Source organism: Paenibacillus prosopidis, assembly GCF_003337375.1.
Classification (GTDB): Bacteria; Bacillota; Bacilli; order Paenibacillales; family Paenibacillaceae; genus Pristimantibacillus; species Pristimantibacillus prosopidis.
The window spans coordinates 150963-167157 of the sequence record NZ_QPJD01000005.1 but is presented as its reverse complement, the minus strand read 5'-3'; the positions used below and the strand labels follow the sequence as shown (position 1 = coordinate 167157).

General features: G+C 48.1%; 14 protein-coding genes. All 14 read left to right on the top strand.

Annotated features, from left to right (window positions below):
• Positions 1-161 precede the first annotated feature (161 nt).
• The 14 genes from DFP97_RS09265 to DFP97_RS09200 all read left to right on the top strand — a co-directional run bounded on the left by DFP97_RS09265 (position 162) and on the right by DFP97_RS09200 (position 16190).
• On the top strand, positions 162-1082 hold the full coding sequence (locus tag DFP97_RS09265) for a DNA-binding transcriptional repressor DeoR (protein WP_114379921.1): 921 nt from the start codon (positions 162-164) through the stop codon (positions 1080-1082).
• A gap of 71 nt (positions 1083-1153) precedes the next feature.
• On the top strand, positions 1154-1663 hold the full coding sequence (locus DFP97_RS09260) for a hypothetical protein (protein WP_147275037.1): 510 nt from the start codon (positions 1154-1156) through the stop codon (positions 1661-1663).
• A 236-nt stretch (positions 1664-1899) separates the two neighbouring features.
• Entirely contained in the window at positions 1900-3624 is a 1725-nt protein-coding gene (locus DFP97_RS09255; RefSeq protein WP_114379715.1) for an ABC transporter ATP-binding protein, read from the top strand.
• A gap of 3 nt (positions 3625-3627) precedes the next feature.
• Complete coding sequence (locus DFP97_RS09250) at positions 3628-5370, top strand: ABC transporter ATP-binding protein (RefSeq protein ID WP_114379714.1); 1743 nt, start codon at positions 3628-3630, stop codon at positions 5368-5370.
• Positions 5371-5425: 55 nt separating this feature from the next.
• The gene (locus tag DFP97_RS09245) at positions 5426-5923 is read left to right on the top strand and encodes a cysteine peptidase family C39 domain-containing protein (protein ID WP_114379713.1); all 498 of its coding nucleotides are present in this window, start codon (positions 5426-5428) and stop codon (positions 5921-5923) included.
• A gap of 214 nt (positions 5924-6137) precedes the next feature.
• Positions 6138-6581 carry a hypothetical protein gene (locus tag DFP97_RS09240; protein WP_114379712.1) on the top strand — a complete coding sequence of 148 codons (444 nt, stop codon included), beginning with the start codon at positions 6138-6140 and terminating at the stop codon, positions 6579-6581.
• A gap of 67 nt (positions 6582-6648) precedes the next feature.
• Positions 6649-7455: a class I SAM-dependent methyltransferase gene (locus tag DFP97_RS09235; RefSeq protein ID WP_114379711.1), complete on the top strand. Its 807-nt coding sequence runs from the start codon at positions 6649-6651 to the stop codon at positions 7453-7455.
• Between the two features lie 33 nt (positions 7456-7488).
• Complete coding sequence (locus tag DFP97_RS09230; protein WP_114379710.1) at positions 7489-8223, top strand: class I SAM-dependent methyltransferase; 735 nt, start codon at positions 7489-7491, stop codon at positions 8221-8223.
• Between the two features lie 87 nt (positions 8224-8310).
• Entirely contained in the window at positions 8311-8589 is a 279-nt protein-coding gene (locus tag DFP97_RS09225) for a hypothetical protein (RefSeq protein WP_114379709.1), read from the top strand.
• Positions 8590-8748: 159 nt separating this feature from the next.
• Positions 8749-10266 carry a sugar ABC transporter ATP-binding protein gene (locus DFP97_RS09220; protein ID WP_114379708.1) on the top strand — a complete coding sequence of 506 codons (1518 nt, stop codon included), beginning with the start codon at positions 8749-8751 and terminating at the stop codon, positions 10264-10266.
• On the top strand, positions 10263-11249 hold the full coding sequence (locus DFP97_RS09215) for an ABC transporter permease (RefSeq protein WP_114379707.1): 987 nt from the start codon (positions 10263-10265) through the stop codon (positions 11247-11249). Before DFP97_RS09220 ends, DFP97_RS09215 begins: the two co-directional genes overlap by 4 nt.
• 80 nt (positions 11250-11329) lie before the next feature.
• Positions 11330-12361 carry an ABC transporter substrate-binding protein gene (locus DFP97_RS09210; protein ID WP_425453510.1) on the top strand — a complete coding sequence of 344 codons (1032 nt, stop codon included), beginning with the start codon at positions 11330-11332 and terminating at the stop codon, positions 12359-12361.
• Between the two features lie 410 nt (positions 12362-12771).
• The gene (locus tag DFP97_RS09205; protein WP_114379706.1) at positions 12772-14400 is read left to right on the top strand and encodes a response regulator; all 1629 of its coding nucleotides are present in this window, start codon (positions 12772-12774) and stop codon (positions 14398-14400) included.
• Positions 14397-16190, top strand: a complete 1794-nt coding sequence (locus tag DFP97_RS09200) for a cache domain-containing sensor histidine kinase (protein WP_114379705.1) — start codon at positions 14397-14399, stop codon at positions 16188-16190. Before DFP97_RS09205 ends, DFP97_RS09200 begins: the two co-directional genes overlap by 4 nt.
• The last annotated feature ends 5 nt before the right edge of the window (positions 16191-16195 follow it).

Below are 16195 nucleotides of genomic sequence, written 5' to 3'. Positions count from 1 at the left end.
ACGATCGCTGCGATGCGGAAAGCGTTGTTTTTTTAATAACCGTTTGATATAGTGTGTGGTGATAATGAGATTTACCGAATGATAGCAATTTTTTCGTAGTCATATATAGAAAGAGTTGAGTGTAGTTGGCTGATGAGAGAGCGGACGAAAAGCTGTGTAAAATGATAGATGCAGCACGGTTATATTACGAATTGAATTTTAATCAAGAAGAAATTGCGCAAAAGCTTGGCGTGTCGCGGCCTACCATTTCAAGGTTTCTTCAGCAGGCGAAGGATGAAGGCTATGTCCAGATCAAAATCGTCCATCCTCACGAGAACAATCATGCTCTCGCAGAACGGATTGAGTCAAAGTTCAGACTAAAAAAAGCGGTCATCGTCTCGGTACCCCAATTTGAGGACAATACGGTAAAAAAATATATAGGTAAAGCTGCTGCGAACTATTTATACGACACCGTGAAGAACGGAGATATCATCGCCACGACTTGGGGGACAACCCTGTATCAAATGGCCTTACAATTAAATGACAAGCATGTGCGTGACGTGAAGGTGGTTCAATTAAACGGCGGGGTCAGCCATTCGGAGACGAATACGTACGCCTATGAAATTGTTCATCTTTTCGGCAAAGCATTTCATACCGTTCCCTACTTCATTCCTTTGCCTGCACTCGTCGATCATCCGGTCGTTAAGCAGACGATTGAGTCGGACCGTCATATCCGCAACATTTTGGAACTGGGTAAGCAATCCAATATCGCAATCGTAACCGTAGGTGCGCCTACCGATGATTCGGTGTTAATTAGAGCGAACTATTTTACTGATTCGGATTTGGATATTATTCGTGCGAAGGCAGCTGGCGATATTTGTTCCCGGTACATCGATAACGCTGGAGTCATTTGTTCGGAGGAGTTGAACCAGCGTACGATCGGCATCAATCTCGAAGAGCTGAAGCGGAAGGAGCAATCGATTCTCGTCGCAGGCGGGGCCAAGAAAGTGGACGGCATTTATGGCGCGCTTCGCGGCGGCTATACGAACGTCCTCATAACCGACCAATTCACGGCGAGATATTTGCTGGAGCGGGATCTGTAGAGGAAACATAAGTTCAAAAGCTCAAAAGAGAAACTTTAACTGAAATGTGGATAACCTGCTGCGGCATATAAATGAATGAGGTGATTACTTATCTAAAGGAGTTTTTAATGGATTATATATGGAGGTTTTTATTGCAGGTTTTTAACTTCCTGTTTATATTCCCGGCCATCCTTTTCTCCGTTCTCGTATTGTCCTTAACGGATTCTTGGAAATCAGGGACAGTCATGTTAGTTTCAGCCTTGATTCTCAAAATGATTGTGCATATTTATTATATGAGCATACCCACTTCCCGAGGAAAAAAGGAGATCTTTCTAAGCAATGAGGAACGTAGAGCCATGGAAGCTCTATTTAATAATCAGACTCCACCGCCGTTGAGTGATATTTATCGTGAAATCGGTGCTCAGAATTTGGAGAATGATGTATTAATCGGAATCACTCCTGAACGGGAATCCGGACGTCATCCAAATGCTTACCGTTTATTCAGCGACAAGGATAACCGTACATGCCATTTTCGTAAAAACTGCAAGGAGCTCCATTGTGAGTGCTGTGATCAATGTCCGGAACTTCGGGGCTATCGATGATTTGAATTTTAATGCCACTTCCGTGTTCGTCAGCTGATGCGGGGGTGGTTTTTTTTAGTTTAAAAGGAACTATGATATGGAGCTCAGTGAACAAGGGCTAGGTTGGATTAGGTGCAGTAAAACGCATGACCGACATGTTATAATTACCCTACATGAGGGTGCCTGAAGGGCTGCCCTTCCTTTCTAGTATTCGGACGTGCAGTCCAGACAAAATTAGAAGTAATTGAGGTGTTTATTTGCTTACGCTTACTAGATTTTTAAAGAAGTATTGGTTGTCGGCCGTGCTGGCACCACTGTTTATGCTGCTTGAAGTTTGTATGGATCTGCTGCAGCCGAGATTCATGGCCGGTATCGTGAATGACGGAATCATGAAGGGTGATCTCGGTCACATTGCGAATACAGCGCCAATGATGCTGCTCGCTGCACTTATTGGTTTGATCGCGGGTGCTTCCTGCACGGTGTTCGCAACGATTGCCTCGCAAAGCTTTGGGGCGGACCTCAGGCAGGAGCTTTTTCAAAAAATTCAATCCCTATCTCTTAGGTCGCTTGACCGGTTTGGTTCAGGCTCAATTGTCACAAGGCTTACTGGCGATATTATGCAAATTCAAAGCTTAGTGCTGCTGATATTGCGTATTTTTGCGCGTGACACGTTCATCATTATCGGAAGCTTGGTCATGGCCTTCTCAATTAGTCCTCGTTTGTCCATTATTTTGTTAGCTATGATTCCTCTGCTGATTGCATTTCTCGTTATTACGACTCGCTTTACGATACCTCTGTACTCCAAAATGCAGAATCGGCTCGACCAAGTGAATACCGTCATGCAGGAAAACCTGTCGGGTATTCGCGTTGTAAAAGCTTTCGTTCGATCTGACTATGAGGAAGAACGCTTTAATCAATCAAACACGAATCTGATGCAAGCCAGCCTTAAGGCAGCAAAGATTGTGGCGCTTAATACGCCGCTTATGTCGATCATTCTTAATTTCAGTATTGTCGCTGCTCTATGGTACGGGGGGATGCTCTCTGAGCAGGACTCCTTATCAGTCGGCAGTCTCGCAGCATTTCTTACCTATATCACACAGCTGCTGTTCTCAACCTTGGGTCTTGGCAATCAATTAATGACGATATCCCGTGCCAAGGCTTCTGCAGACCGGATTAATGAAGTATTGGAAACGCAAGCGGATAAACTCGTGCCATCGTTAACGAACAAGTGTACGCCAACGATTCGTGAAGGCCGATTACAATTCGAGCATGTCAGCTTTAGCTATGATGGAGATTTGGAGAAGGCAGTACTGCGCGATATTCATTTCACGGCGGAGCCGGGCGAAACGATTGGTATCGTCGGCGTGAATGGTGCGGGGAAATCCACGCTGGTCAGCTTGATTCCAAGATTTTATGAGGTATCTGCAGGAACTGTTCGAATTGACTCTCAACCGGTAAACGAGTTTGATCCTCGCGAGCTTTACAGCGGGGTCGGTATGGTGCTTCAGCAATCGCTTTTGTTCAGCGGCACGATTAGAGACAACATTTGTTACGGAAAGCCGGATGCGACAGAGGCTGATATCGAGGCGGCGGCGAAAGCTGCGCAAGCGCATGGCTTCATCATGAAGCTGGAAAATGGCTACGATACCGTTCTCGGTCAGCGCGGCGTTAATTTGTCGGGAGGCCAGAAGCAGCGATTATCGATTGCGCGAACGTTATTGCTAAAGCCGAAAATCGTCATTCTGGACGATTGCACGAGCGCAGTAGACTTGAATACGGATTTGCTCATCCGAAAATCATTGGAAACGATTATGAAGAGCAGCACCTGTCTCATTATTGGACAGCGAATAGCATCTGTGGAACATGCGGATCGGATTATCGTGCTTGAGGACGGTCAAATCACAGCGGTTGGCACACATCGGGAGCTGCTTGGTTATAGTAAGCTGTACCGGCAAATGGCCTTATCCCAGCAAGGAGCTTAACAGATGAATCATACTTTTTCTACTGCAAAAAAAATCGGCGTTTATTTGCTCCATCAGCGCACCAGGCTCATATCGGTCATCCTGCTTACTGTCGCCTCAGCGGGTCTTACCCTAGCAGGACCGTATTTGCTCGGTGTGGCCATGGACGATTATATTATTGCCAAAAATTTCGACGGACTGCTCCAATTGTGTCTGCTTATGCTTGGCGTATATTCGGCAGGCAGCCTCGTCGGCTGGCTGCAAGCTGTTCTTTTGGCAGACGTATCCCAGCGAACGGTATGGCGCTTGCGGAAGGATTTGTTCATTCATTTTCAAAAGCTGCCGATTCCCTTCTTCTCCAGCAAAAATCATGGCGAGCTCATGAGCCGCACTACGAATGACATCGATAATGTAACGAATACGTTAAACCAAAGTTTGATACAAATGATTTCAAGCGTTATTATGCTTGTCGGTTCCTTCGTCATGATGCTGATTTTAAATGTTTGGTTAACGCTGGTGGCGCTTGTCGTCATCCCGCTTATCGTCTTCGTTACGAAGAGAATCGCCAAGGTAACGCAGCGTCAGTTCAAAGGCCAACAGCAGGAGCTAGGCAGCTTAAACAGCTTTATCGAAGAAACGGTATCCGGTCAGAAGGTAATCACATTGTTTCATCAAGAGGCGCGGATGGCAGAGCAATTCGGCACCGCAAACGCCAAGCTGAAGAAGGTTGGCATTAAAGCGCAAATTTTCTCGGGCACGATGGGCCCGTTCATGAACATGTTCAGTCACATTAGCTACTTAATTATTGCGGGCGCCGGAGGCTGGTTGGCTGTACATGAATTGGCTACTGTTGGCGTTATTATCAGTTTTCTTGGCTATTCCCGTCAGTTTAGCGGACCTCTGAATGAAGTTGCAAATCAATATAATCTCATTCAATCAGGGGTTGCAGGCGCCGAGCGGGTATTTGAGATCATGGAGATTCCTTCAGAGTACGATGAGACAAAGTCTATGAACCGAATAGAGGCTGTTGCCGGTAAAGTTGAATTCCGCAATGTGCATTTTGAGTACAGTGAAGGAACAGCTGCGTTGAGAAATATTAGCTTTACCGCAAAACCCGGGGAAACGATTGCGCTAGTCGGACCGACAGGTGCCGGAAAAACGACGATTATTAATTTGATCGGGCGTTTCTATGAGATCAAAGACGGTCAAATATTGATCGATGATGTAGATATACGTGATATGGATAAAAATAGTCTTCGCAGCCAGCTCGGTATTGTGCTGCAGGATGCTCATTTGTTCTCAGGCACGATACGTGAAAATATCCGATACGGCAAGCTGGATGCTGGCGATGAAGAGGTGGAAGCGGCAGCGAAGCAGGCTAATGCGCACGCATTCATATCCAAGCTTCCGCTTGGTTACGATACCGAGCTAACGGCAGAAGGAGGCAATATCAGCCACGGACAGCGGCAGCTTATTACGATTGCCCGCGCCATTCTCTCCGAGCCTGCGCTGCTTATTTTGGACGAGGCAACGAGCAGCGTTGATACATTAGCGGAGCTGCAAATTCAAGAGGCGATGAAGAAGCTGCTGCAAGGCAGAACCAGCTTCGTCATTGCACATCGTTTAAGCACGATTCGAAATGCTGACATGATCCTCGTCATTGAGGACGGAGAAATCGCGGAGCGGGGAACCCACGAGGAGCTTCTGGCGAGAAAAGGCTTATATTACAAGCTTCACGGTCATTTAATTTTACAGGAAGTTATGTAGTATAAAGAAAAAAAATGCAACTCGGGTATTTTGACTTCTTTCGTTAACTGAAGTTATGGGTTTAACGGGTCAAGCTTTCCGGTTAACGGTGGATACGGAGCAAGTGAATCGTTCCGGCCCGTTTATGTATTTCTGGGAACCCGTTTTCCGGGAAGGGCTCGCCAATATAGGCTTGTCCTGCAAGATGTCCGGAGACGGCGGAATTACCCCATCGCCATTCATGCTTCGGGGAAGCATCGAGCATATCCAAGATATCATAGGGGAAGGAAAGCCGGTTATTGCATGGGATTTGTTCACGTCAGAGTTCGGTGTTGTTTATGGATATGACGAAAAGGAGCAGCTGCTGCTTGTGGAGGATTCGCGCAAAAAGCAGGCCATTCCTTACGAACGGCTAGGCAGTGGCGCATCGCAGGGCTTGTTTGTCCTTTCCTTGAGTTCTGCCGGGGACCAGCCCGATTATAGAATGGCGGTAAAGAAGGCTTTACAAATGGCTGTTAGACACGCATTCCGTGAGCGTACCTTTGTCGGTTATACTTGCGGTATAGCGGCATAGCGGATTCGTTTACTGCACTTAGCGTCAAACAAGATGTTCAGTTCATTGAAGCTGCAAATAGGAATGAAAAGGAAGGACTGCGTATTCTTCAACAGCTTATTACATGCTTGTAATATTGAAAAGAGGTGTCTGCCCATGGAACGATTGGACAAACAAGCGCGAGCGGTCAAAGCGCTTGACGATTAGGGGGATGAAATTGAGAAGGACACTTTTCATGATTGTATTATGTGTATTTGTTCTGACTGGCTGCACAGAGCACTCTAATTATTTTTATTCTGGTATGGAGAATAAAGATATTCCCGAATTATCCAATTCACAAAGCATTGAATTTTTCAATGTGTATAAGGGGCATACGGATAATTGGGCAGCTGTTTATATCATTTACAAAACGAAAGATACAGATAATTACGTAACAAAAAAGTTATTAAAGTATATTGGTAAAAAGCCAAATCCAACCGGGAAAATAAGCTATGATTATGATGCAGGTGATGATGTCGGAAGTGGTGGTGTGTCCGTCACTGATGAACCTGAAAATGGGATTTATGATCTTGGACCCTCAACAGTCATGACTGCACTAGGGCAAGATTATATAGTAAAATTTCTAATTAAATGGGAAGAGCATTCAGAAATGATTGAAATGAAGTCTGAGAAGGAATAAAGAAAGACAACGAGAGCAGCAGGCGCCACAGTGGCCTGCTTTTTTCAGTTAAGTATAAGGAGGTATTATGAACTCGAAAAATGATAATAAAAAATTGCGCGAGTCATTTGAACAAGCCGCGAATATTTATCAGCAGGCGCGTCCGGATTACCCGGAAGAAATGTTCGATGATTTAATCCATGCGACAAATTTGAATCCGGGTGATCGTTTGTTGGAAGTTGGTTGTGCTACAGGAAAGGCTACTCTCCCGTTAGCCAAGCGAGGATTTAAAATCACGTGCGTAGAACTTGGCGCTGAGCTCGCTGCGGTTGCCCGTCAAAACCTTGTCGGAATGGACGTTGACTTCATCAACGGGAGCTTCGAAGACTGGCAACCGGAGGCGGAGAATGAGTTTGATCTGGTATTCGCTGCAACCGCTTGGAAATGGGTTGATCCCGAAGTTCGGTACATTAAGGCATGGCAGGTTCTTCGTCCCGGCGGACACCTGGCATTTTGGAACGCAGATCACGTTTTTCCAGACGATGGAGACCCATTCTTCCGTGAAATTCAAACCGTTTACTATGAGATCGGCGAAGGGAAATCGGTAGAAAACAACGATTGGCCGGGACCAGGGGAACTTCGCGAGCAAAGAGATGAGATTGAAAATAGCGGCCTGTTTGAGGTTGTTCACATACGACATTTCGATTGGGAGCGCATTTATCATGTTGACGAGTACATTAAACTCCTCGAAACCTTCTCCGGGCACATACTCATGGAGGAATGGAAACGCGACAAACTCTTCAACGAAATCCGAGTTCGCCTTAATAGTCGTCCAGAAAAGTCGGTTCGCCGTCACTGGGGCGCTGTTCTCCATGTAGCCCGTCGAAAAGATTGAATAATAAGATCTGATTAGGAGGTTTCGATTATTGTGAAACAGAACAAATACGATGATTCCGGGTTCTTCGAAAAATATAGTCAGATGCCGCGCTCGCTGGGCGGATTGGATGCTGCCGGTGAATGGACCACCTTTCGTACATTGTTTCCTGAATTGCGCGGCAAAAAAATGCTTGATCTTGGCTGCGGCTTTGGCTGGCATTGCCGTTATGCACGCGAACTTCAGGCACGATCGGTGGTAGGCATAGATCTCTCAGAGAATATGTTAGAACGAGCTAAGGCTATGACCGAAGATCCACAAATCGAATATCGGCGTCTTGCAATCGAAGACATCGACTTTGCTGAAGGGGAATTCGACGTGGTGATAAGTTCTCTTGCTCTCCACTATGTAGAGCGATTCGACCTCATCTGCCGTAAAGTTTATCACTGCCTTGCACAAGATGGTACCTTCGTGCTGTCGGTTGAGCATCCTATCTTCACCGCGCTCGCCACACAAGACTGGTACTACGGCCAGCAAGGTGAGAAACTGCATTGGCCTGTCGACAACTACCATGAGGAAGGTCCACGGCTGTCTAGATTTTTGGACAATGATGTCATCAAATACCACCGCACCGTCACCACCTATATTAACGCATTAATTGAATCCGGCTTTAGAATTATGAAGCTTTCCGAACTTCAACCAACCCAGGATATGCTGGATAAGAATTCTGCCTGGCAAGAAGAAATCCGGCGCCCGATGTTCTTATTAATTTCGGCAGTAAAAGGTTAGGAATTTTTGACTGCCTATCGCTTTTTAGCGACAATAGACGCGATATGATACAATGACGGTACGCAAATGATAAGGAGATGACAAACGATGACGGATCAAGTCAATGAGCAGGAGCTTCTGCAGTACATAGCAACCGAAACGAGCCTCGATGCAAACAGCATCTTGATCGTGTTGAAGCATGAGCAAGCCTTTATCAATAATGCGAAAGAGGATGCCAAAGGCGAGGTGGACATTGACAGCGACGAGCTGGTGGACTACATTCTCAGCCGCAGCGACGTTAAGCTGGATGAGCTGAAGGTGGAGTCGATTTTAGACGCTGAAATGGACTATCTGATGGACAAAGGGCTTGCCGGCTACGTCGACTAAAAAGGTTACCTTAAAGAAGACTCATTTCCCTGAATGCAGGGGAATGGGTCTTTTTTTTGCGAATAGAGAAAATAATCAACTTTTTACAGGAGATTTCTCCATATATCTGGATCGCTATTCATCATACAATGAGCACACAAACCGATTGGGGTGGGAGCGATGAGTCAGATTTTAGTGTCAATGGACGGCATCACCAAGCAATTCCCCGGCGTGTTGGCGCTTGATCAATGCCGCTTCGAGCTGCGTGCGGGGGAAGTGCATGCGCTGGTTGGCGAGAACGGGGCCGGCAAGTCGACCATGATGAAAATATTAACCGGAGTCTATACGAAGGATGCCGGGCGAATCGTTTATAAAGGCAAGGAAGTCGAGATTGCCCATACGAAAGCTGCTCAAAATCTTGGCATCGGCATTATTCATCAAGAGCTGCAGCTGATGCCGGATCTGACGATTGCGCAAAATATTTTTATCGGGAGGGAGCCGCGCACGAAGTTTCCCCTTTTTCTCGACGATAACGAACTAAACGGACGGACGCAAGCGTTGTTCGAGCAAATGAACTTGAAGCTCGATCCGCGTACGCTCGTGTCTGAGCTTACTGTAGCCAAGCAGCAAATGGTCGAAATTGCGAAAGCGCTTTCTTTTAAATCTGAGGTGCTCATTATGGATGAACCGACAGCGGCGCTCACGAACGCAGAGATTGACGAGCTGTTTCGAATGATAACGCAGCTGCGCGAGCAAGGAGTAGGCATCGTCTACATTTCGCATCGGATGGAGGAACTGAAGCGAATTACTGACCGCATTACGGTTATGCGCGACGGCTGCTATGTTGATACGGTCCGTACGGACGAAGCGACGATTGATGCAATCATTTCAATGATGGTTGGGCGGCAAATATACAGCACGTCAAAGCCGAGCATCGACGGCAGCGGGCAACAGACTAAAGTGCTGGAGGTTCAGCGGCTGAGTCGCGGCAATGCGGTGAAGGACGTCAGCTTTCATTTGAATAAAGGCGAAATCGTCGGATTTGCCGGATTGATGGGAGCGGGACGGACGGAGGTGGCGAGGGCGATTTTTGGAGCGGATCCGATTGATTCCGGCGAAATTCTCGTGAACGGGAAGAGTGTTAGCATTAAAGGCCCGAACGATGCGGTTCGATGCGGGATCGGTTACTTGTCGGAGGATCGGAAGCAATTCGGTCTGCTTGTCGACATGGACGTGAAGACGAACATTTCGATTGCATCGTATCGCAGCTTCCGCAATCCGTTCGGATGGATGAAGCAAGCGAAGATGGAACGTAACGCCGAAGCGCATGTAGCATCGCTCAAAATCAAGACGCCGAACGTCGACCAGAAGGTTAAGTTTTTGTCGGGCGGCAATCAGCAGAAGGTCGTTATCGGCAAATGGCTGACGCGCGATTGTCAAATATTAATGATCGACGAACCGACGCGAGGCATTGACGTCGGTGCGAAGTCGGAAATTTATAAGCTGTTGGATGAGCTGGTGCAGCAAGGGAAGTCGATCATTATGATCTCATCGGAGCTCCCGGAAATACTGCGGATGAGCCATCGGATAATCGTCATGTGCGAAGGACGCATTACCGGCGAATTGAGCAGCGCGGAAGCGACACAGGAAGCCATTATGAAATTTGCAACGATGCGAGTGGAGGAGGAAGCGAAATGAAGTTAGCTGAAGTACAGAACCGCGTTTCAGTACGGAAGCCCGTGTTTATGAAAACGGGCGCAACGCAAAAGCTGCTGGCGTTTGCCAGTCTCATCTTATTAGTCGTGTTCTTCTCGTTATCGTCCGAAAACTTTTTACGCTTTGATAATGTGATCGGCATAATGCTTTCGACCGCAGTTATCGGCGTGCTGGCGCTTGGCTCTACCTTCGTGATCATTACGGGGGGAATCGATTTGTCGGTCGGCACGGTGATGACGTTCGCGTCGGTCATGACGGGCGTCGTCATTACATTCTGGGGCTTGCCGATTCCCCTGGGCATAGCAGGCGGTATTTTGACCGGGGCATTGTGCGGATTCATAAGCGGCTGGCTTGTCGCGAAAATGAACATTCCGCCGTTCATCGCTACTTTAGGCATGATGATGGTGACGAAAGGGCTGTCGCTCGTCGTATCCGGCACCAAGCCGATTTATTTCAACGACACGCCTGCTTTCTCGAAAATAGCGATGGGTACGGTGTTCAAGGTGCCGTTCGCCGTGTTTATTTTCTTCGGGCTCGCGATTATCGCCAGCATTGTACTGTCTAAGACGATTATCGGACGATACAACTTTGCGCTAGGCAGCAATGAGGAGGCAACAAGGCTATCCGGCGTGAACGTCACCTTCTGGAAAATACTCATTTATGTCATTACTGGCGCGTTTGCCGGCATCGCCGGTATTATGATGGCCTCACGCCTCAATTCGGCGCAGCCTGCATTAGGTTCCGGCTATGAGCTGGAAGCGATCGCGGCGGTTGTTATCGGCGGCACTTCGCTCAGCGGGGGACAGGGGTCGATTCTGGGAACGGTCATCGGAGCACTTATTATGAGTGTGCTGACGAACGGTCTGCGCATATTGTCAGTGCCGCAAGAATGGCAGGTCGTTATCGTAGGTTTAGTTGTCATTGGAGCGGTCTATGCCGATATATTACGCCGCCGCAAGAAGTGAGAAACGGTATTTCCCTCTGAATGCCGAGCTGGCCTGAGGAGGTTCAATACAACCATTTGAAACATAAGGGGAGATCGGCTTTGAAAAGAAATAAGTGGATGTCAGTTGCGATGTTTCTTCTAGTAACAGTTATGGTACTTAGCGCATGCGGTTCGAATGGCGGCAACAACGCGGGAGAAAAAGAGGCCAATCAGCCTGCAGCAGCTGCAGAGAATGATTCGAAAAACACGTCAGGCGATAAGAAGCTGTATATTCCGGTTATCTCAAAGGGCTTCCAGCATCAGTTCTGGCAGGCGGTAAAGCAAGGCGCGGAGAAAGCGGCGACAGAGCTGAACGTCGAAATAACGTTCGAAGGGCCTGAGACGGAAGCTCAGGTGGATAAACAAATTGAAATGCTCCAAGCAGCACTCGACAAGAAACCTAGTGCAATCGCATTCGCAGCATTGGACAGCAAAGCAGCGATTCCGCTGTTGGAGAAAGCAAAATCGTCCAACATTCCGGTAGTCGGGTTTGACTCCGGCGTTGACAGCGACATTCCAGTAACGACGGCTGCAACGGATAATATTGCGGCAGCGGCGCTGGCTGCTGACAAAATGGCGGAGCTGATCGGCGGCTCCGGCGAAGTTGCGCTCATCATACACGACCAAACGAGCCGTACCGGTATCGACCGCCGCGACGGGTTCGTCAATCAAATCAAAGAGAAATATCCGGATATCAAAATTGTAGATATTCAATACGGGGCGGGCGACCAGCTCAAATCGACGGACCTTGCGAAAGCGATCATGCAAGCGCATCCCGATCTGAAAGGCTTCTTCGGTGCAAATGAAGGCTCAGCCATCGGCGTTGTCAACGCGGTAACCGAGCTCGGTAAAAACGGCAAAATTACGGTAATCGGCTACGACTCCGGCAAGCTGCAAATGGAGGCGATCAAGAACGGCACGATGGCAGGCGCGATTACGCAGGATCCGATCGGCATTGGCTATTGGTCCGTTAAGGCAGCGGTACAGGCGATTAACGGCGAGAAGGTAGAGCCGATGATCGACACCGGCTTCCACTGGTATGACAGCACAAATATGGACTCGGATACGATCAAACCGCTTCTGTATGAATAAATAAAGGCATGTGATAGCAGTAGGCCAGCAGATTTTTGCGGGCCTGCTGCTTTGCTGTTGCTTGAGGTGGTGGACCGCTTGCGGGAACGGCAGCCCGATGAGGTGCAGAAATGCACCTCCTTTCGCCGTAATTGGCGCGTGAGCGGGAACGAGGTGCAAAAATGCACCTCATCTCGCAGGAAGCAGGTATTATTGTAAGCGCTATCGAAAATCAAGTATGAAGCATAAAAGCATTTGTGTATTAAGTGAAACTGTAGCGAAGTAGTTGAACAATAATATTTAGTAATCGAATGATCATGTTAAATTGTGGCACTATGATGTGCAGGAAAGAAAATTCCGCATCAACAACTGAAGCCTTGATGCTTGCATTTGCATGCCAATAAACGTCAGTCCTCAAGGGAGTGAAACGGATGTACAAAATTATGATCGTCGACGATGAGGATGAAGTCAGGGAAGGCGTGAAGCGGCTGACGGATTGGGAGCGCTGCGGCTTCGAGCTGGTCGGCGATTTCAGTAACGGCAGAGATGCGCTCGAAGCTGTCGAACGGCTGCATCCCGACGTCGTCATTACGGATATCAACATGCCTTATATGGATGGACTAGAGCTGACGGCGCTAATAAGCGGGATGTATCGGGAGCTGAAAATTGTCATTTTGACCGGATACGAGGATTTCGATTATGCGAAGCAGGCGATCAAGCTTAAAGTAAACGAATATTTGCTGAAGCCGATCAATTTGCAAGAATTCACCGATTTATTATTGAAAATGAAGCGGGAGCTGGATGACGAACAGGCTCGTATGGAAGATATGTCAAAGCTGCGGCAGCAGCTGCACGAAAGTTTGCCGCTGCTGCGCGAGCGTTTCCTTGATAAGCTGGTCACTGTTCCGATGACGGTTCACGATATTGAACTAAAATTTCACTACTTTCAGATCAAGCTGGAGGGTGCTACATTTTTGGCGATGCTGTTCGACTTGGAAGGTGCTGGCGAAGCGCAACGAGGGTCTACATCTACAGTAGTTTCAGGCACGGAGGAACTTCTCCGCTTCGCCATGTTCAATATCGCACAGGAGATCCTACAGGAGGAGAACGAGGGAATCGTATTCCAAACCCGGGACGACAAGGTAGCGGCGCTGCTTGGGGGTCCGGCGGAGGACACTGCCGTTAAGGCTCAAAAGCTTGCTGCGCATGTGGGACAAGCGGTTCAAAAGTATTTGAGGCGGGATGTTTCGATCGGTATCGGACGCGTCTATACATCAATAGCACAGCTGCGCACCTCTTACCAAGAGGCCTGCTCCGCACTTGATTACCGTTTTCTGCTGGGAAGCGGACGTATCATTTCCATTCAGGACGTTGAGTTCGGCGACCGGAACGGTCCGTCGAATTATTATGAATTCGAGAAGAAGCTGATGGCTGCGCTGAAAACCGCAAAGGCTTCGCATGCAGCAGTCATTTTGGACGAATGGTTCACGGAGTTGAAGGAGTCAGGGGCAACGGCGAGCAGCTGTTACGGCTACCTGCACCGCGTAATGGCGGCTTTCATCAACGTAATTGCGCAGTCTGGCTTCGATGATTCGGAGCTGCTTGGTGAAGATCCGTTTTCCCGTATTCCGCCGCTTAAGACCGTGGACCAAATGAAAAGCTGGCTGGAGGAAATGTGCCGCAGCGTCATTGCGTTTCTGTCGGAGCGGCGAACGAATGTGAACAATACGCAGCTTCAGGACGCCATTTTGTATATAAACGAACACTACAATGACCCTGAGCTGTCGCTTAGTCAGGTATGCCAGCATGTTTTTCTCAGTCTCAGTTACTTCAGCGGCTTATTTAAACAGCAAACCGGCGATACATTCGTCGAATATTTGACGCGCCTGCGCCTCGACAAGGCCAAGCAGCTGCTCATTACTACGCAATTGAAGACATACGATATTGCGGAGCGGGTCGGATATAGTGATCCGCAATATTTTAGCGTTATTTTCAAACGAAATACGGGCAGGACACCGAAGGAATACAGGACGATAATGAAGGAGAGCGGCACGTCATGAAAGGTCGCGGCCTATTTCAATTCAAGAGCATTCATACCAATATTGCGATCGCCTTCTCCTGCCTTATTATTTGTACGACTGTCATCCTAAGCGTAAATACGTATTTGCTCTCCTCCGACGCCGTCAAAAACAACTCCTACGATTATACGGCGCAGCTTATCGAACAGGTAAACACCAACATTCAGACCTATATTGGCAATATGGAAAGCATTGCGGAGCTGGCGCTTCGCGATGAAGAGCTGCAGCAGCTGATGCGGATGCCGGATCCGCATGATCCCAAAGGATTGGCGCTCGTTCAGCAGACAAGCACATTCTTCCGCTCGATAGTGGAATCACGCAATGATATCGCTTCTATTGTGTTCATCGGCACGAATGGTGCTCTCGTATCCGACCGCGGCGATGCGCGGCTTAAGGGCTATAACGAGCTGCTGAATCAGGACTGGTACAAATCGGCGAAAGAAGCCGGGAGCCAGTCGGTCATTTCATCCTCGCGCGTTCAGCATATTTATAAAAATGAATACCGCTGGGTCGTATCGATCAGCCGTCAAGCCCAGACTGCTGCGGATGGCAGCACTGGCGTACTGCTCGTCGATTTGAACTACAACGTCATCAACGACTTATGCAAGCAAATTCATATGGGCAACCGCGGTTATGTGTTTCTGCTTGATCCAAGGGGCGATCTTATTTTCCATCCGCAGCAGCAGCTCATTTACTCAGGCTTGAAATCGGAGGAGCTGGATCAAATTTTTTTGCCCGTCGGTGACCGCTCGTTCGAGGCGAAGAGCGATGGGACCAACAAGATTTATACGATCCGCAGCTCTAAATACGGATGGAAGGTCATTGGCGTAAATTATCCGGAGGAGCTTGTCGGCGATAAAAGGCAAATTCAATTTTCCGCAATGCTGTGGGGCTCCGTTTGTTTAATTATTGCCCTTACGTTCTCGATTCTGCTTTCCTTGACGCTAACGAAGCCGATCAAGAAGCTGGACGTCCACATGAAGAAAGTGGAGAAAGGGGATTTCAATACGAGGGTTGAAATAGAGAGCACGAATGAAATCGGCAAGCTGGCCCGCACCTTTAATTTGATGACCGGCAAAATCAAGGATTTGATGAGTCAGGTCGTGCAGGAGCAGGAGGACAAGCGGATCAGTGAGCTGAAGGCTCTGCAGGCGCAAATTCACCCGCATTTTTTGTACAATACGCTCGATTCAATTATTTGGATGGCGGAGATGGGCAAGATGGACGATGTCATCAAAATGACGTCGGCCTTATCGAAGCTGCTGCGCTTTACGATCAGCAAGGGAGAGGAGCTTATTCCGATCCGTGCCGAGCTTGCGCATATTGAGCAATATTTGACGATTCAGAACATCCGCTACCGCAACAAGTTCACCTACAGCTTCGACGTTGACCCTGCTATTATGGAATGTAAAATTTTAAAAATCGTGCTGCAGCCGCTTGTTGAAAATGCGATTTACCACGGTATTAAAAACAAAGCCGACTCCGGACACATTCTCATTAGAGGGGGACGGGTGAATGATGGCATTGAGCTGCAGGTTATTGATGACGGTGTGGGGACGGACGCTGCGAAGCTGAATGCGAGTTTAGCAAAAGGAAGGCCGCTTGCGTACACCTCTACTTCTGCAACAAGCGGTTTAGGTCTGCAAAATGTAAACCATCGGATACAGCTCAATTTCGGGGATCGGTTCGGCTTGTCATTCGACAGTGAGCTGGATGAAGGAACAACAGTAACGCTTCGCATGCCGGAATTAATGGAAGATAAAGGAGAATAACCATC